Below are 18,197 nucleotides of genomic sequence, written 5' to 3' on the forward strand. Positions count from 1 at the left end.
GCGTACGGCAGCGCCGAAGCGGGCGCGGATCGTTCCAAGTGCTTGCTTCAGGATGCGGATGTCGTCATATTGCACTTTTTTTGTCGCGAATCACCCTTTGAAAAAACGCCCCCTCTGCTTATAATGGCCTTATTGATCCCCCAGGATCGCCACACCTTCCGTACGACCCGGCAGCTCTTCCACGCAAGCGGCGAGTCTCCCCGGCTTTTTGTGCATCCCGGCTCGCCGCCGGATGGCACTTCAAGCTCGTGTTCACCGCCGCCCGATCCGCCGACGAGTCCGGTCCAGACATCCCGAGGAGGTATTTATCCCATGTTTCTAACCGAAGCCAAACTGCGTTCCCGCCTGCATGAACTGGCCGATTACCGCTACCGCGACCGGATGCCGATCCCGGCCTTCCACTGCATGGAAGACACGCGCAAAGAGATCAATCCCGACATTCCCGCTCTCTCCGACTACGACGGCACGCTCAAGACCGGCGAGACGTGGAGCGGACGCGATCTGTACCTGTGGCTCCACGCCGAAGTGGACGTACCGGGCGACTGGGCCGGACGCCGCGTGCTCGGACGCTTCGATCTGGGCGAGACCGGCGGGGGCAACAACTCCGGGTTCGAATCGCTTTTCTACCTGCACGGCAAGCCGTATCAGGGAGTCGATTCCAACCATTTGGAAGTCTTCTTCAACGAAGAGACGGCCGGCACCGCGCTGCCCCTGACGCTGCGCCTGTGGTCCGGCCTCGAAGGCGGCGGCGTCCGGCGCGACCAGACGCACGGCATCCGCATCGCGGAAGTGTGCTGGCTCGACGAAGCGGCGGACGACTACTATTACACGCTGCTGGCCGTCTCCGAGACGGTGGCGGTGCTCGACGAGAACCTGCCGGAACGTGCGCAGCTGCTCAAGGCGGCGGACCGTTCGCTGCTGCGGATCGACTGGAACGCGCCGGGCTCCGACGCTTTCTACGAGTCGCTGCGCGAAGCGCGCGACGAACTGTCCGGTGCGATCGACGGCATGGACAAACATTCGGCGGTGGAGGTCACGGCGGTCGGCCATACCCATATCGACGTGGCGTGGCTGTGGCGGCTCAAGCATACGCGGGAAAAAACGGCCCGTTCGTTCTCGACGGTCATGCGCCTGATGGAGCTGTTCCCCGAGTATACGTTTCTTCAGACGCAGCCCCAGCTCTATGATTATGTCAAAACCGATTATCCCGAGCTGTACGCGGACATCAAAGCGCGCGCGGCGGAAGGACGTTGGGAAGCCGGCGGCGCCATGTGGCTGGAAGCGGACTGCAACCTGACTTCGGGCGAGTCTTTGGTGCGGCAGATTCTGGTCGGGACGAAATTTTACCGGGAAGAATTCGGCGTCGAGTCGGATTATTTGTGGCTGCCCGACGTGTTCGGCTACAGCTGGGCGCTCCCGCAAATCCTCAAAAAATCCGGTATCCATACGTTCATGACGACGAAGATCAGCTGGAACCAATACAACCGCATGCCGCACGACACGTTCATGTGGCGCGGGATGGACGGCACGGAGATCCTCACGCACTTTATCACGACGACGGAACCGTGGTCCGGTCCGGGCTCGTGGTTCTATACGTACAACGGCAACATCATGCCCAAGACGGTCAAAGGCAGCTGGGACGCCTACCGCGACAAAGAGATGAACCAGAAGCTGCTGTTCTCCTACGGATACGGCGACGGAGGCGGCGGGGTGAACCGGAACATGCTGGAGATGCGCCGCCGCATCGACCGGATGCCGGGCCTGCCGAAGATGAAGACCGGCTCCGCCGGCGACTATTTCCGGGAGCTGCGCGAGACGGTCGAGCAGACCGACAGCTATGTGCATACGTGGGACGGCGAACTGTATCTGGAATACCACCGCGGCACGTACACGAGCCAGGCGTACAACAAGCGCATGAACCGCAAGCTTGAGCTGCTGTACCGGGACAGCGAATGGTTGAGCGCGCTGCACGCCGTGACGAACGAAGACTGGAATCTGTATGCCAAAAAAGAGCTGGACGAAGGCTGGAAAATTATCCTGCGCAACCAGTTCCACGATATCATTCCGGGCTCGTCGATCCGCGAAGTGTACGAAGACAGCACGGTCGAATACGCGGAAGCGCAGCGGCTCGGGCTGCAGGCGCGCAGCGCCGCCGAACGCGGCCTGCTTGCGGACGCAGCCGGCCCCGGCGGCGCAGACAGCGAAGACGCGCAGGCTCGCCGCTACACGGTCTGGAACTCTTCGCCGTGGACGGAGAACGGGCTGATCGAGATTGCGGCGGCGGACGGAGACGGCGCCCAGCCGGGCAGCCTTGAGAAGCTGACGTCCGGCACTTGGAAAAACCATCTCGGCGAGACGCTGAACGCGCAGCAGGCGGGCGGAAGCTGGCTCGTCGAAGCTTCGGCGGTGCCCGCGCTCGGCTACGCGGAGCTGACGTTCGAGCCGGGCGGACCGGCGAATCCGGCATCGGCGGAACCGGCCGGGCCGTTCGCGCCGCGCGGCGGCGGCGTCTCGACGCCGTTCTACGAACTGGACTGGAACGAACGCGGCCAACTGACGCGCCTCTACGACCGCGACGAAGACCGCGAAGTGCTGGCCGCCGGGCAGCGCGGCAACGTCCTGCAGCTGTTCGAAGACAAGCCGCTGGCGCACGAAGCGTGGGACGTCGACCTCTTTTACCAGCAGAAGTCATGGGAACTGGATAAACTGACGGACGGCTCGGTGGTCGAGAACGGTCCGCTGCGCTGCGTGATCCGCTTCGTCTGGGAGACCGCAGCTTCGCGCGTCGAGCAGCATCTGACGCTCTACGCGCATGACCGCCGTATCGACTTCAAGACGACGGCGGACTGGCACGAGCGCCGCGTCCTGCTCAAAGCGGCGTTCCCCGTGCAGGTCCGCGCGACCGAAGCGACGTACGACGTGCAGTACGGCAACGTCACGCGGCCGACGCACTGGAACACGAGCTGGGATATGGCCCGCTTCGAGACGGTCGGCCACCAATGGGCCGACCTGTCGGACAAAGGCTACGGCGTCAGCCTGCTCAACGACTGCAAATACGGCTACGACATCAAGGACAACGTCATGCGGCTGTCGCTGATCAAATGCGCGCAGCACCCGGACACCGAAGCCGACCAGGGCGCGCACGCATTCACGTATTCGCTGCTGCCGCACCGCGGCGACTGGCTGGCCGGCGGCACGGTTCCGAGCGCCTGGGCGCTCAACAATCCGCTGCGCGTCTCCGCGGGCGCGCCGGATCGGGCGGCCCTGTCGATGTTCCGCCTGGCGGACGCGGCGGAGCGCGCAGACGGCGCCGAGGCAGGCGCCGCTTCGCCGGCGCACGGCGGCTTCGCTTCGCGGCCGACGGCGATGGTCTCGGCCGTCAAGCGCTCCGAGGACGGCGGTTCCGTCGTCGTGCGCGTGCACGACTTCTCCGGCAGCCGCCGGCGCCTGACGCTTCGCAGCGATCTGACGATCGCGGCCTGGCAGGCGTGCGACCTGATGGAGCGGCCGGAAGGCGACCGGCAGGAGAGCACGACGATCGGCTTCACGCTGGAGCCGTACGAGATCCGCACGTTCGCGATCGAGCTGCGCGCCTGACGATAGCGGCGCGAACGCGGGACGGGAAACGGCATCGCAAGTTCCCGCGCGCGGCACGCGAAAAAGCCCCGAACGAGTCCGGATGGACAAGTTCGGGGCTTTTTTTGCGTTTTCGCAGTTTCGAACTTTCGCGCTCTCGCGCCGCCGGTCTTTGCGCTTTCTTTTCCCGCCTAAAGCCCGGTCACGCCCGGACGTCCAGCCGACGCTGCGGATCGATTCCGTTCAAATCGCGGCCGGCCCGGAGCAGGCCCAACGCGAGGAGCAGTTGGCCAATCAGGCTGCCTCCCCCGAAGATCACGATGAGGGTGAACAGGCCCGGAACGTCGAAATTCAGCAGAAACGGAGACAGCAGCAGCATCGGAGCCGTCGAGACGAAATACAACCACCAGCCTCCGCGCATATGCTCGGCCAGAGCCGCTTCGCCGTGCCTTTTCGCCAGACGGCATGTTCCTTCGCTCAGCGTATAGAAAAGAAGGAGCAGACCGAAGTCTTCGAGAATGCCCGGAATTCCGATCTTTGACCAGGAGACTTCCATAGGGAGACGGCCCTGTTCGAGCAGCACCCGGATACCCAGACCGTTCGCCGCCGGATCAAGCACGGCGGGAATCGCCAGCAGCGCCAGCAGCAGAGCCACCCATTTACCGAAGCCAAACAGCGGCATCGCCTTGTCCAGTCTGGACAACCCGTAAGCGATGAACAGATAGCCGACCGGGTCCAGCAGCAGATCGAAGCCGATCTCGATATCCATCAGCACGATCAAAAGGCCGACAAAAATATTGCGAAAAGCCGGTTTCACGGGCGATCCCTCCTTGCGAGCACGAACTGGCGTACCTGACGTTCGTCGGGCCGCGGCATGATTTCCGTGAACAGCGGCAGGGAGCCGGACGTTCCGGGTCCGACGCCGGAAGCCGTTTCGGTCGCGGATTCGGTTCCGGCCGATTCCGAAGTCCCGGGCCCGATTCGGGTCCCGGCTTGGGCTTCCATTTCGATTTCGACGCGCGGCATGATCGAGTACACCGTCGCCCAATCTTCGTCGCCGCGTTCAAGCCGGGCATAACTCAGCACGGCCTGCTCCCCTGTCCGCAGCACCGCCGGAAATTTCGCCTGTTCGAGAGGAACGCCGTTTGCCGACGCGCCTTCGGACGCTGCCGGCTGACGCGCCGCGCTTCCCGTGCTCCAATACAGCTGCAGCTGTCCGTCGCCTGCCGCCTGGGCGGCGCGATCGACGCCTGTGACGCGCAGGTCGGTCTCGGCCCGGATCGTCGTCTGCCCGGAACGTTCGCCCGATCCGCGCGTCTCCGGCACCGACAAAGCCTCGGTCGCCTCCGTGTACGGATACACATATAGCTCTCCGATCGGTTCGGTCGAGCGGCTTCCGTCCAGATGCCTCACCTCGACCGTGTCGAACTTGATCGGCTTATCGTCTTCGGCCCATGCCCCGAACCGAATATCGCCGGCCGATTCCCGTTCCAACCGGACCGCGTACTGGACCAGTTCCTGATTCCGGTACGTGTCGCTCCACGAGACGCTGACCTCCGCCTGCTCCAGCCCCGGCAGGCTCACCTCGACGATACGGCCCGGATCGTCCTCCTGCCGGTTTTGCAGCGCGTACAGATGGAGAATCGCTCCTTCCCGGTTCTCCGCTTCGATATGGTGCGTGAGAAACACCGGCTTCTCCAGCTGTCCTGCCCGGTAATACGCGAGGTTGAATACCCAACAGGCCGTCAAAGCCACAGCAAGCCCGGCAAATATCCAATAAAACGTTGTGCGATTGCGCAGCAAGAAATTCTCCTCTCCGGAAGCTCCGCTTCCCTCTGTTCTCCCTGTAAACGCGCCGGGGCGGCGGTTCGTTACGCGTTCCGGGTCGTCGGGCAGCGAGTCGGGCAGCGGCAGCGTCGCTTTGGTTCGCTGCGACTCTTTTCGGCTGACTCCGGTCCTTCGCTTCGATCTGCGCCAGTCCGTCACGCTCCGCCTTACTCCGACGCATTTTCGTCAAATTTGAACGATCTCTGTCGTTTTTCTCTTTTTTTTGCTAGATCGCTCGTTGCATTTTGTTAAAAAGTATGGATAATAGGGAGTAGAAGACGTGATAATGATTATCATTCCTGCACGGCGACTTGACTTCAAAGGAGCACACAATCGGATGCAACCATCGACTTCCAGAATGAATCTTACCCTAGACGATTACCTCGTTCTGCTCAATGTGGCCGTTCAGGTGGGCGACAAGAAATGGCAGAAAGAAATCACGCGCAAACTTGAACGCATCATGCGTTTTGAAGCGGCGAAAGCCTAATAAGCAGCACCCCAAGAAGCGGACCCATGCCCCGCATCGCGAAGAACCGGAACCTCCCGCGGGAGATTCCGGTTCTTTTTTTGCGCGGCCTTGGCCGGTGCTTGCAGCGCAGGACGTCGGCTTGGGGAGCAAGACATCGGCTCTCGCGGCGTTTGGCGGGCGCTTTGGCGGAAGCGGCAGCCGCTGTCCGCCGCGCACCCGCCGGATCAACCGGCCGCCGAGACGGACGACGACGCCTGCGACGGCTCTATGCCAAGCTCCGCGAAGCCGTCGAGGACGTCCGCGCGCAGGCGGGCTTTCTCTTCGGGCGGCAGGAACGCCGCATCGACCCCGTTCAGGATAAGCGCGGCGATCTCCGGCAGCGTGAAGCCGAACTTCTCGATCAGCACCGTATATTCCTTGACGAGCGACGTATCAGAGACGGTCAGGTTGTCCGTGTTGATCGTCAGCTTCAGCCCGGCGTCGAAATAGTCGCGGATCGGGTAAGTCTCCCAGCTCTCCATCGCTTTGGTCTGATAATTGCTGACCGGGCACATCTCCAGCACGATCCCGAGCTCGCGTACGCGCTCCAGCAGCGCGGCGTCTTCCCGCAGCCGCACGCCGTGCCCGATCCGCTTGGCGCCGAGCCGCAGGATCGCTTCGCGGATATTGTCCGCGCCGCCCGCTTCGCCCGCATGGATCGTCACCGGCACGTCCAGCAGCTGCGCGTATTCGAATACGGCCCGGTGCAGATGGGCGGGGAACGCCGCTTCCGGCCCGGCCAGATCGACGGCCACCAGTCCCTCGTCCTTAAAAGCGGCCGCCGCTTCGATCACTTCCAGGTTGACGTGCGGCGAATGATGGCGCAGGCAGGCCGCGATCCCGCGCGAGACGACGCCGAATTCGGCTTCGCCGCGCCGGAGCCCGCGCAGCACCGCCGCGATCACGTCCCCGCAGCTCAACCCTTCCGAACGGTGCAGCTGGGGGCCGAACCGCACTTCGATATAACGGCAGTTCTGCCCGGCGGCCTGTTCGACCACTTCGTAGGCAATCCGTTCCAACACGTCCGCTTTATGGAGAAAACCTGCCACAAAATCGAATTTTTCCAAATATTCAAGCAAACTTCCGCATTCTCCCGTCACTTTCATGAAAGGAGTCAGTTGTTCAAAACCGGCGACAGGCAGCGGGATGCCTTGTTCCGAAGCGATTTCCCATAACGTGGATTCTTTGATGCTTCCGTCCAAATGCAGGTGCAGATCGACTTTCGGCAGCTGACGGAGTTGTTCCGGCAATCGGTTGTGCAGCATGACAATTCCTCCTTTTCGGTTCGGCGCTTTGGATGGTTATGCAGGGTCGGCGGTAGAATGAAGTCAAAGATATTGTCATGTTTTATATCATAACGAAGCTGACATCGGCAACTCCCTTTTTTTCGCAAAAGAAAACCGCCCGTCTGTTCGCCCCAACGGACCTGTGACGAATTTTTGACTGTTTAACAAAAAGGCGCACCCGCGAGAAGCGGATACGCCTTGCTGCGGTCCCGGCGGACCTTGTGCGTCAATAATACGGAGCCATGAACAGATACACGATCACGCCCGTCGAGCTGACGTACAGCCAGATCGGCATCGTCCAGCGGGCGATTTTGCGGTGTTTCTCCACCTGCATCGTCCAGCCGAACACGAGCGTGAACAGCGCCAGAGGTACGATCAGCGCCGCCAGAATACTGTGCGAGATGAGAATGAAGAAGTAAATCGGACGCAGGATGCCTTCTCCGCCGTATTTCGCCGTCTCCGGGGAAATATAGTGGAACGTGAGATAAGTCACGAGGAACAGCAGCGTCGAGGCAAAAGCGGCGAGAATAAAAGCTTTGTGAATCGGCACGTTCTTGCGGATGATGGCGATCAGCGCCGACACCAGGAAGATAAACGTAAAGCTGTTGAAGATGGCATTCAGGCGCGGGAAAATGGAGATGTCGAAGTGTACGCTTCCCTGGTAGCCGATCGGTGAAAAGAACAGCAGCAGGATGATGATGTTCGCAACGACGGAAACGGTAATGATCAGTCCGGCAAAGCTGCGATTCGTGGTCGGACGGTATTTCTCGTTTTCCTTGGGTGAGCTCATAAGGTTGCATTCTCCTTCGGATTTGTCGTTAACCATTATATCGCGTCAAAGCTTTAATGTTAAGTGACAACAATTTGAAATGTTTGCGACAAAAAAGTCATCCACTTTTTACTTCACGAGGCTAAAATGGTAAGGTAAGAAGTAACGCACAAGTCGAAAGGGGATCATCATGTACTCGGCAAAACCTAACCGCAATCGGCACTACCTGGTCAACACGCTGAAAATGAGCGCTTTGTCGCTGCTTCTGTTCTCGGCAGCCTGCACGGCGGACAGCGAAGCGACCGATCCGGGAAAAGAAAGCAAACCGTCCGGCGAGACGACGCAGACGGCCGCCTCGGTCTACGACCTGGCGTTGAAGCAAGCGCAGGAGCTCGAGAGCTACACCGTCGATTCCAAGACGAACTACAAGGTCGAACAGACCGCGGCGGAAGGCGCCAAAGCGCCCGATCCGATCGAGACGGCTATCGAAATCGCCGGCGACGTGATCGCCAAGCCGGAGACCCAATACGGGCTGAAGATCAACACCCTGTCGCAGGGCCAGCAGGGCACGACCGAGATCTACGCGGCCGGCAGCGAACTGCACGCCAAAGACTCGGCCGGAACGTGGAGCACCCAGAAGCTCGAAGGTTCGGAAGAAGAACTGTCGGTAACGACGGAAATGCTTGATCCGGCTCCGCTGATCGAAGAACTGGGCGAGTACAAAGACAGCCTCAAGCTGACGGAAGACGACGCCTCGTACACGCTCGCTCTCGAAGCGAGCGGCGAACAAGCCGGCGCGCTGATGCAAACGGCGCTCGGACGCCAGCTCGGCGACTCCGAACAGTCCGCCCCGACCGCGGACCTGTTCAAGAGCGGAGCGGAAGGCACGGTCAGCTACAGCCTGGTCGTCGACAAAAAGTCGAACCAGCTGACTTCGTCCAGCGTCAAAGTCGATACGACGCTGCTCGTGAACAAGCAGGACCTGCATATCGTGGCCAATTCGGACGGCGCGTACTCCGCGCAGAACGAAGTCGGCGAAATCGCCGTTCCGGCCGAAGCGACCGCGGATGCCGCGGCTTCGGGCACGGATGCCGCGACGGACTCCGCTGCCGAAGAGACGGATACATCGGGTAAATAACCGATGCGGTGCCCGCTTCTCCCGCGGGAGAACGCGGAGCCTTCGCAGCCGAATCACACATAAGGCACCAACCATCAGGCACCATGGAAAAGGGACTGTCCCCGCCGGGTTTACGGCTTCGGGGACAGTCCCTTTTTGCTGCGGGCTTACCGCTGCGCCTCTTCCCCGCCTTCGATCGCCAGCGCGACCATCGTCAGCACTTTGCGATGCGCGGCATAAGGAACCTGCCGTTCGCGGCTGTCGGCGTATGTGCCGTTCGAGTAGCGGGTGCCCGCATCGTGCACGATAAGATGCTCCGTCCCGTCGTCTTCGACGCGGTAGCCGCAGCCGACCGTCCAATGGTAATCGAACAGCGGCCGGTCCCGCCAGCGCAGCGCAAACCACTTGTCGAACTTGACCGCGACAGGGCGGCCCGCGTCGATCTCCGCCCGGTAAGCGGCAAAGCCGCTCAGACGCCGCGTCACGGCGCGCCCGGGGCGGCCGCTCTCCCGCAGCCTGGCGTTCAACTGCCGGCGCAGGCCGAGCGCGAGCACCGACGCGCCCATGCCGAGCGGCGTGCCGAAGCACGCGGCATACATGCCATTGACCGCCTCGGCCGGGTCGGCAGGCAGGCGCCGGAGAGCCGCGCCGCCCGCGAGCAGGCGGCTTTCCCAGAAGCGGACCAGACCCGCGATTGCCGCCGGACCGCACGCCGAAGCGGGAGACCGGATTCCGGTCTCCCACTGGGTATAAGGCTGGATGATGACTTTGTTCTGCCGCATGCCTCGTCCTCCCGCGGGACCGCAAGACTGCCGGGTCCCCCGCTTCCGCTTCGATGAGCGCCGGCGCTCCGCTGCATGCCCGGAGCGCCGGCGGTTCGGCCCGAAGCTTGAGCCGTGTCTGACCGATGCCTATAGATTAAACGATATTCAGAGTCACATCAATGTTGCCGCGAGTCGCTTTGGAGTACGGGCACACTTGGTGAGCCGCTTCCACGAGCTTGTGAGCCGTTTCGGAATCGACGCCCTGGATGCTGACATTCAGCGTAACTTCGAGCTTGAAGCCGTTGTCCGCCGCGTCTTTGAGGATCGATACGTCGCCGGTTACGCTCGTACCCGTCACTTCTTTCATGCGCTGCATGCGAATGACCATGTTCAGGGCGCTGTCGAAGCAGGCCGTGTAGCCGGCAGCGAACAGCTGCTCGGGGTTGGTTCCGTCGCCGCCCGGGCCGCCAAGACCTTTGGGCGTCTTCAAGCTGATGTCGATGATGCCGTCCGAAGAAGTGACTTTGCCGTCGCGGCCCCCTACTGCTGTTGCTGTTGCGGTATACAATGCGCTCATGTGAATGATCTCCTTTTTCGTTTCGAATTTTGGTGTAATGCCGAGTTCCGATTTAAATTGTTTACAATCTAATTGTATTCTATTTATATAGGGATGTCAACGTGTTTTGTCTTTTTGTTTCCTTCTTTTTTCGCATAAAAAAAGCCCCGGCATCCGCCTGCGCGAATGTCGAAGCCGAAAATGCTGCGGTCCGAACCGGGTTAACGGCTCAATCCCGCTGCCAGACGTCGTTGTACTCTTCCTTGCGTTCGAACAGGGCGGCCGCGAACGGGCAGACCGGATCGATCTTGACCCCGTTCTCCCGCGCCGCTTCCACGACTTTCCCGACCAGCTTTTCTCCCGCATGCTGTCCGCGCATCGATTCCGCCACAAACGTATGATCGATCATCCAGACCCCGTTTTCCCGCGGCATGTACGTCACTTTGCCCACTTCCTTGCCGTCTTCGATCATGACAAAAGATTGTTCCTGCTGTTCGATGCTTGCCATTTCGCATTCTCCTTCGTTGGGCGGTTCCCGTTACTGGGACTCTCCGCTAATGATTTGCAGTTCGTCCGCCGCGTCGCCTTGTCCGTAGCCGACCTGATACACCAGATCGTACGCCACCGAAGTCGCGCCGTCTCCTTCGCGCTCGTCCGCCGTGATCGACACGTACACGGTGACCGTCTCGTCCGTGTTCTCCACGCCGACGCAGTAGTCGAGGTAGACGCCGAGCGTATCGGCGTAGCCGGCTTCGAAATCTTCGAACGACTGTTTCTTCTGCCAGGTCGGCCCGAGCAGATCGTACGCGGTCCGGTAATCTTCCAGCGAGACCGCGTCGTAGAACGCGTACAGCACGTCTTCCGCCGCGTATTCCAGATCCGTGCTGTCATACACAGGATCGTCGCCTTCGAGGCCGTAATCTTCGCCGATTCCGGCATCCTCGCCGCTGCCGCCGCTCTCGCTTTCGGGCGTCGGCAGCGTATCCATCGGATCGTCGGACCAGCCGCGCGCCGACTCGACGATGCTGACGACGGGAATGCTGAAGCCGATGCCGCCTTCGTCCGTCACGGCCGAATTGATGCCCAGCACCTGCCCGGTCGTCCGGTCGACGAGGGGGCCTCCGCTGTTGCCCGGCGCGATCGGGGCGGAGATCTGGTACAGTCCTTCATAATAGTACGGCGCGATATCGAATGTGCGATCGACGCCGCTGACGATCCCCGTCGTGACGGTGTTCTGCAAGCCCAGCGGGCTGCCTAGCGCCAGCACTTCGTCGCCGATCTCCGCTTCGGCTTCGAGCTTGAGTTCCAGCGGCTCCACGCCGGCCAGGTCGGCTACGCGCACGACCGCCACGTCCGTCTCTTCGCCGATGCCGATCACCGTGCCCGACATTTCTTCGGAGCCGGACGTCGTGACCGTCACGTCCGTGAAGCCGGACACGACATGGGCATTCGTCAGGATGTCGCCCCGGTCATTGTACAAAAAGCCGGAGCCGATCGAGCCGTCGGACGTTTCGATCATGACGACCTTTTCGCCGACGGAAGAGATGATTTCCTTGAGCGTCGGTTCGCCGGGTTCGTCGGGTTCGTCGGGCTCGCCGCCCTGCCCGGCAAGATCGCTGCCCTGCCCGCTGCCGGAAGACGCCTCGCCACCTTGCGACCCGCTGCCGGCCTCTCCGGGCACGGCAGGTTCGGTGCCGGCCTCGCTGCCCGCGTCCTTGCCCGTATCTTGGCCCTTGCCTTGACCCGCGTCTTGGCCGGAGTCTTTGTCTCCTTCGGACTCCGGCTGCTCTTTCGCGGGCGTATTCGACGCCGCGGCGCCTCCGCTGCCGGGCGAAGAAGCCGCCGCCGAAGTCGCGGCCAGCAGCGCGCCTTCCCCGCCGTGCGCCGAATAGTTTCGGTGAATGGCATAAGAACCGGCGGAACCGGCCAGCACGATAGACGCGCTGACGATCAAGCTGATTAACGTTTGCTTTTTCAACGCCGCTTCCCCCTCTACTCTCTATACCAGCTCACGGAATCGATGACGATGATCGCGCCTTCGCCCGCGGATTTCACTTCGTCCGCAAAAGACGCCGCTTCGCCCGGCTTCAGCCCGCCCGGGCGCACTTCCGTCCAGTCCTCGCCGAGAAACGTCCCCTGCGCGTCGTAAGCCCGGAACTCGACCAGCAGGTCGGACATCGAAGTGTTCGACACGTTGGTCAGCGTGCCCGAGAAAGCCACCCTGCCGCCTTGCGCCCGCTGCCCGAAATCGCTCAGCTTCAGTTCGCCCGTCCCGGCCTGCAGCTGGGAACCGAGCAGCTCGATCAGCTCCCCGGCCGAGCCGCCGCCGCTGTCGGACGCAAGCGACGAGATCTCTTTGTCCAGTTCGATCAGCCGCTCGGCTTCCGGCACGTAACTGCGGGCTTCGTCGACGACCGCGGCCGCCTCGTAATAGCTGCCGCTCGCGATAGCCTGCTCGGCCTCGTCGCCGCCGATCTCCACGATCCGGTCGGTGATCACTTCAAGCACGGGCGCCTTGTCCCGCGCCGGATAATCGGCCGCCGTGCGCATCAGCCCGCCCAGTTCGGCCAGACTGTCCGCGCGCTCCGCGTCGCTGCGGATGCCGACCAGCTCCATCTTCTCGCGCAGCTTGTCGAGCTGCACCCGCAGCCGGTCGTAGGCGCTGCCGTTTAAGCCGGCAAGCTCTCGCTGCACTTCGTCCAGCACGGCCGAAGCGCCGGCCGCGTCCTTCGTGCCGATCAGCCGCTGGGCGTCGGTCAGCCGGTCGTCGAGCCGGCGGATCGTCCGGACCGTATCCAGGTCGGAACGGATGCCCGAATCGTTCGGCCGCTTCGCAAGCGCCAGACTCAGCTTCGATTCGGCGATCTCGTAATTGCCGCCAAGCGCGGCATCGGCCGCCGAACGCTGGATTTGCGTCGTATCGGCGCTCACGTCGCGCTCGTAGCCCGTCTGCCACACCAGCGCGCCGGCCGCGCAGACGGCCAGCAGCGTCGGCGCGACCCAGGCCGCGGCTTTGCGCCCGCCGCCTGGGCGGGCAGGGCCGCTCCGCCCGGCCGAACCCGACCGGTCCCGGTCGGCCGGAGCCGCGTACGCACTTCGGGCCGACCGGGAGTCCGGCGAGACCGGACGCATCTGCGGCGGTTCTTCTTCGCCCGCGCCTGCGCCGTAGCGGCCCGGCGCCGGGGCGTCCGGCTTCGCCCCGCTTTGGGTCAGCCGGACGGCGATCGGCTCTTCCGCCACGGGCGGCGGAACGGCCGGAGCCGCCGCGCCGAAGTTCCTGCCTCGTCGGTCGAACGGGTCCCGGGCGGACTCCGTTCCTGCCGCTGCGGGCCGTGCTTCCGGCCGGTCGGCTATGCTGTCCGCTCTGGCTGCGTCTTCGGCTTCCCGCCAGTCCGCCCGGCTTCCTGCTTGCGGCGGTTCGCCCGCGCCTGCCGCTTCCGGCCATTCGGCCTCATGCTCCACTTCGCGCCTCTCGGCCGGGGCTGCCGTCCGCCCAGCCGCACCTACCGCTTCAGCTCCCGGCGAACCCGCCGGCCGCTCCTCCACGCCCGGCTGCTTCGCGCCGCAGCTGCTGCAAAACCGGCTGCCCGCCGGCAGCTCCGCCCCGCATTGTATGCATCGCATCCCGCTTACCCCCTCGCTTCGCCGGTTACCGGCGCGTGATTCCGCCGCCCTGGAGCGGCAGTTCGTCGTCTTTCAATTCGCCGTACAGCCGCTCCGCTTCTTCGCGCAGCGCTTCCGCGTCGTCCTGCGGCTCATAACCGATCAATTCTTTGAGATAACCGATGTCGTAATAATTGTGCGCATTGGCCGACGTGCCGTACAGGCTCAAAAAATCGAGGGAAGGGTCCGCGTCGACGCAGCAGGCGAACAGGGAAGCCAGATCCCGTTCGGAAATCCAAATCTTCAAAGCGCGCTTCGACGCCGGCGGCCGGTTGCCCGGGTAATTGCCGATCCGGACGTTGATCGAGGAGATGCCGTGCTTGTCGGCGTACAGCCGCCCCAGCAGCTCGATGTAGCATTTGCTCAATCCGTAGAAGCTGTCCGGCCGGTACGGGTCTTCCGGCTCTACCCGCTCTTCCGCCGAATAGAAGCCGGTCGCGTGGTTGGAGCTTGCGAACACGACCCGGCTCACGCCGCATTCCCGCGCCGCTTCGTAAATATGGTAAGCGCCCGTCACGTTGACGGGCAGCACTTTGCCCAGAAAATCTTCATCGTCTTCGGCCCAGCCGATATGCAGAATCGCGTCCATGCCGCGCGCCGCTGCCCGGACCGCGTCGGGGTCCGTCATGTCGAGCGCCGCGATGCCGCGCCCGGCGTCCGCTTCCAGGTCGGTCGCGGCAATCTCGTACCGGCCGGTCTCGCGCAGCTTGGACGTGAGGCTCCATCCGACCTTGCCGGATGCTCCGGTAATCAGCAGTTTTTTGTTCAACGGACCTTCCTCCCTTGCACGTTGCAGATTAAGCATCATTACCCACAAACCGGGCGCTTGGCGACGCTCCCGGCAAACTTTATGCGCATCTTGCATGCCGCCTTGCGGGCGGCGGAGGCGGCAGTCGGTCCCCGAACGCAAAAAACCGCTCCGAACAGACCCGGGACGGGCGTTCGGAGCGGCTTGGCCGCCACATTCAGACGCCCGTGCGGGCGATCCGTATTTTCCATTTTTCGACGAGCGATTCCACTTCGGCCGCGAACAGCGGCTTGCCGACGAAGTCCTGCATGCCCGCGTCCTGGCATCGCTTGCGGTTCTCACGATCCGTAAAAGCGGTGACCGCCACGATCGGCGGCTGCTGGCTCCCGCGCATCTCCCGGATTCGCCGGGTCGCGGCGACGCCGTCCATCTCCGGCATCTGCACGTCCATGAATATCAGGTCGTACACGCGGCTGGATACCGCTTCGACAGCTTCGCGGCCGTTCACCGCCAGATCGCAGACGCAGCCGAACTTGATCAGCATCTCTTCGAGCAGGCGCCGGTTGACCGGATGGTCTTCGGCGATCAGCACGCGCAGCGTCTCTTCGGCAGCCGCGAACGCCGCCGACGGTTCCGCCGTTTCCTTGTCCGAGATCCGCAGCGGCAGGGCCAGTTCTTCCTTGCCGCCGATCGCGTCGGGCAGTTCTTCTTCCGGTACGTTGAGCGGAAGCGTGAAATGGAAGTTCGAGCCTTCCCCTTCCCGGCTCTGCACGCCGATAAATCCGTTCATCAGCTCGACCAGCTTTTTGCAGATGGCCAGCCCGAGACCCGTGCCGCCGTATCTCCGGTTGATCGAAGGATCGATCTGGGAGAACGACTGGAACAGCAGGCCCTGCTTCTCCGGCGCGATGCCGATGCCCGTGTCGCGCACCGACACTTCCAGCGTCAACCCGTTCGGATGATGGAAAAATCCGGGCTCGATCGTGATCGACACGCCGCCCGCTTCGGTGAACTTGATCGCGTTGCTGACGAGGTTCACCAACACCTGGCGGAACTTGGCCGGATCGCCGATCAGCACTTCCGGCACGGAAGGCGCGACTTCCGCGTTCAGGATCAGCCCTTTCTCCAACGCGCGCGGCGAGAACAGGTCGATCGCCTGCTCCAGCAGATGGCGGACCTGCATCGGCTCTTCTTCGAGCGTCATTTTGCCGGCCTCGATTTTGCTGAAATCCAGAATCTCGTTCAGGATATGCATCAGGCTCTCGCTGCTCTGGGCGATAATCTCGACGTACGAGCGCTGCGAATCGTCGAGTTCCGTCTCGCCGAGCAGCGTCGTCATGCCGATCACGCCGTTCATCGGCGTGCGCAGCTCGTGGCTCATGATCGCGAGGAATTCCGATTTGGCCCGGTCCGCGCGCTCCGCCGATTCCTTGGCGCGAATGATCTCTTTCTCGCCGGTAATGTCGGTGAACACGACAACCGCGCCTTTGCGTTCGCCCTGATCGTACAGCGGGGTCACGCGGTACGACGCGAGGAAGCTCGACCCGTCGCTGCGCCAGAACACCGAATCGATGTCCTGATGCGATTCTCCCGTTCGCAGCGCGCGCATAAGCGGCGAATCGTACGGATCGTATTCGATGCCGTCCGGGCTCGTCTGCTGGATCGTCGCCAGATTCAGCCCCTTGATCGCTTCGTTCGGCCGCGAACCGAGCATCTCCGCGCCCGCCGGATTGATAAACACGAGCCGCCCGTCCAGATCCGTCCCGAAGATGCCTTCGGAGACGGAATTGAGAATCAGCGTATGCTCGTAGCTCAGCTTCTCGATCTGCGCCAGATGCCGCTTGCGTTCGGTAATATCGCTTGCGATGCCGTAAGCGCCGACGATACGGCCGTCGACGATGATCGGCGTGTTCGTGATGCTGACGTCGATCAGGCTCTCGTCTTTGCGTGTAAGGCGCGCTTCGTACGTCTGCGCTTCGCCGCGCTTGACGCTGTCGAAGCCCGCTTCGACGCGGCCGCGATGCTCGGGCACGGCCAGATCGGCGATCGGCACGCCGATCAGTTCGCCTTCCGCGTAGCCGGTCAGCTTCTCCTGGCTGGCGTTCACGGTCACGTACCGCCCTTCCAGATCGTAGGCGTATACGCCGGACGGGTTGTAGTCGAACAGCGACTTGTAGCGCTGCTCGCTCTCGCGAATCAGGTTCTCGATCGTCGCCTGCTGCGTGATGTCCTGGGTCATGCCGACCAGGCGCAGCGCTTCTCCGCCCGGCCCGCGCCACAGCTCGTACTGGCTGCGAATCGTTTTGACCGTGCGGTCGGACAGGATAACCCGGTACGTCACGAAAGGTTCGGCTTCTCCGCGCAGCATCCGCTCCGTATAATCGAGCAGCTTCGCCTGATCGGACGGATGCAAGATCCGCAGCAGCGACTTCGGATAGCTCTCGTCCTGTTCCAGTTCCCCTTCGAAAATACGCATCGTTTCTTCCGAATAATGGATGCGTTCTTCCGCCAGGTTCCATTCCCACGAGCCGATATGCGCGATCCGCTGCACTTCGTCGAGCATGTCCTCGAACATTTTGCGCGTGGTCACGTCGCGGCCGATGCCCATGATCGTGTCGGGTTCGCCGGCGCGTCCCTTCAGGATGCGGAACATCGTCTCGAACCACAGGTACCTGCCGTCTTTGTGCTTGATGCGGCGCATGAAGATCTGCCCCTGCGCATCCCGGGTCTTCAGGTTGGAGACGGGATTGACATCGTCGGCATGGTAAAATTCCGATCGGTGCCGGCCGACCATTTCTTCCGGGTCGTAGCCGATCAGCGTCTTCACCGAAGGCGACGCGTACAGCAGGAAGCCTTCCATCGACGTCTGGGTGACCAATTCCCGCGTGCCCTGCATCAGCACCTGGTAAGCTTCACTGTTCTCCATCAGTTTCTGCCGGTCCTGATGCTCGGTCGTCACGTCGAGCGCATGCACGACGAGGCAGCGTGTGCCCGGCTCGCGGGCGATATCCAACTCGGACACGTGAAAAGAGATCCAGACGAAGCTGCCGTCGCTTCGGCGGCATCTGCGCTCGAATTCGCGGGGCTGCTGCGGATCGGCCAACGTTTCGAGTATTTCCGCATCGATCTTTTTCGATTCCGGCGTATCGCCGCCGAGCAGATGATCCGCGCATTCGAGACCCTTCAGCGCGTCGGCCTCGCAGCCGAAAATCCGGCCGAACTTGGCGTTGGCGTACAGAACCCGCCCCCTGCCGACGGCCAGAACGGCGATGCCGACCGGAGACTGCTCGTAAATTCGTTCAAAAATCGGGTCTTCCCGTTCCGGCTGCTTGCTCATTGCATTCCCCTCGTTCTGCCGCAGATTCGGCCCCGGCTGACCGGAT

General features: G+C 62.5%; 14 protein-coding genes. 3 read left to right on the top strand and 11 right to left on the bottom strand.

All coding sequences use genetic code 11. The features are described from left to right. The first annotated feature begins 312 nt into the window (after nt 1-312). Nucleotides 313-3,597, top strand: a complete 3,285-nt coding sequence (locus FTE24_RS12380) for an alpha-mannosidase (RefSeq protein ID WP_150233607.1) — start codon at nt 313-315, stop codon at nt 3,595-3,597. Between the two features lie 181 nt (nt 3,598-3,778). Here FTE24_RS12380 and FTE24_RS12385 read toward each other — a convergent pair whose 3' ends face one another. After that, nucleotides 3,779-4,393, bottom strand: coding sequence for a hypothetical protein (locus tag FTE24_RS12385; protein WP_150233609.1), 615 nt, complete (start codon nt 4,391-4,393; stop codon nt 3,779-3,781). Then, on the bottom strand, nt 4,390-5,379 hold the full coding sequence (locus tag FTE24_RS12390; protein WP_150233611.1) for a hypothetical protein: 990 nt from the start codon (nt 5,377-5,379) through the stop codon (nt 4,390-4,392). Before FTE24_RS12390 ends, FTE24_RS12385 begins: the two co-directional genes overlap by 4 nt. Before the next feature lie 361 nt (nt 5,380-5,740). On the opposite strand from FTE24_RS12390, the gene FTE24_RS23045 reads away from it, so the two are divergent. Next, nucleotides 5,741-5,890 carry a hypothetical protein gene (locus FTE24_RS23045; protein ID WP_170315013.1) on the top strand — a complete coding sequence of 50 codons (150 nt, stop codon included), beginning with the start codon at nt 5,741-5,743 and terminating at the stop codon, nt 5,888-5,890. Nucleotides 5,891-6,096: 206 nt separating this feature from the next. Here FTE24_RS23045 and add read toward each other — a convergent pair whose 3' ends face one another. Together add and FTE24_RS12400 are read right to left on the bottom strand one after the other, a co-directional pair. Beyond that, complete coding sequence (gene add / locus FTE24_RS12395; RefSeq protein ID WP_150233614.1) at nt 6,097-7,176, bottom strand: adenosine deaminase; 1,080 nt, start codon at nt 7,174-7,176, stop codon at nt 6,097-6,099. A 247-nt stretch (nt 7,177-7,423) separates the two neighbouring features. Then, the gene (locus FTE24_RS12400; protein WP_150233616.1) at nt 7,424-7,987 is read right to left on the bottom strand and encodes a DUF420 domain-containing protein; all 564 of its coding nucleotides are present in this window, start codon (nt 7,985-7,987) and stop codon (nt 7,424-7,426) included. Nucleotides 7,988-8,156: 169 nt separating this feature from the next. On the opposite strand from FTE24_RS12400, the gene FTE24_RS12405 reads away from it, so the two are divergent. After that, on the top strand, nt 8,157-9,104 hold the full coding sequence (locus FTE24_RS12405) for a DUF6612 family protein (protein WP_150233618.1): 948 nt from the start codon (nt 8,157-8,159) through the stop codon (nt 9,102-9,104). Between the two features lie 146 nt (nt 9,105-9,250). On the opposite strand, the gene FTE24_RS12410 is transcribed toward FTE24_RS12405, so the two are convergent. The 7 genes from FTE24_RS12410 to FTE24_RS12440 all read right to left on the bottom strand — a co-directional run bounded on the left by FTE24_RS12410 (nt 9,251) and on the right by FTE24_RS12440 (nt 18,151). Continuing rightward, nucleotides 9,251-9,865, bottom strand: coding sequence for a hypothetical protein (locus tag FTE24_RS12410; protein ID WP_150233620.1), 615 nt, complete (start codon nt 9,863-9,865; stop codon nt 9,251-9,253). A 136-nt stretch (nt 9,866-10,001) separates the two neighbouring features. After that, entirely contained in the window at nt 10,002-10,424 is a 423-nt protein-coding gene (locus FTE24_RS12415) for an organic hydroperoxide resistance protein (protein WP_141448126.1), read from the bottom strand. Between the two features lie 208 nt (nt 10,425-10,632). Next, entirely contained in the window at nt 10,633-10,911 is a 279-nt protein-coding gene (locus FTE24_RS12420) for a GNAT family N-acetyltransferase (RefSeq protein WP_150233621.1), read from the bottom strand. A gap of 30 nt (nt 10,912-10,941) precedes the next feature. Beyond that, nucleotides 10,942-12,381, bottom strand: a complete 1,440-nt coding sequence (locus FTE24_RS12425) for a S1C family serine protease (protein ID WP_150233623.1) — start codon at nt 12,379-12,381, stop codon at nt 10,942-10,944. 14 nt (nt 12,382-12,395) lie between these two features. Further along, nucleotides 12,396-14,027: an FxLYD domain-containing protein gene (locus FTE24_RS12430; RefSeq protein ID WP_150233625.1), complete on the bottom strand. Its 1,632-nt coding sequence runs from the start codon at nt 14,025-14,027 to the stop codon at nt 12,396-12,398. Between the two features lie 25 nt (nt 14,028-14,052). Continuing rightward, the gene (locus tag FTE24_RS12435) at nt 14,053-14,835 is read right to left on the bottom strand and encodes an NAD-dependent epimerase/dehydratase family protein (protein WP_150233627.1); all 783 of its coding nucleotides are present in this window, start codon (nt 14,833-14,835) and stop codon (nt 14,053-14,055) included. Between the two features lie 196 nt (nt 14,836-15,031). Further along, on the bottom strand, nt 15,032-18,151 hold the full coding sequence (locus tag FTE24_RS12440) for a PAS domain S-box protein (RefSeq protein WP_150233629.1): 3,120 nt from the start codon (nt 18,149-18,151) through the stop codon (nt 15,032-15,034). Nucleotides 18,152-18,197 lie beyond the last annotated feature (46 nt).

This window comes from Saccharibacillus sp. WB 17, from assembly GCF_008634075.2.
In the GTDB taxonomy this organism is placed as follows: Bacteria; Bacillota; Bacilli; order Paenibacillales; family Paenibacillaceae; genus Saccharibacillus; species Saccharibacillus brassicae.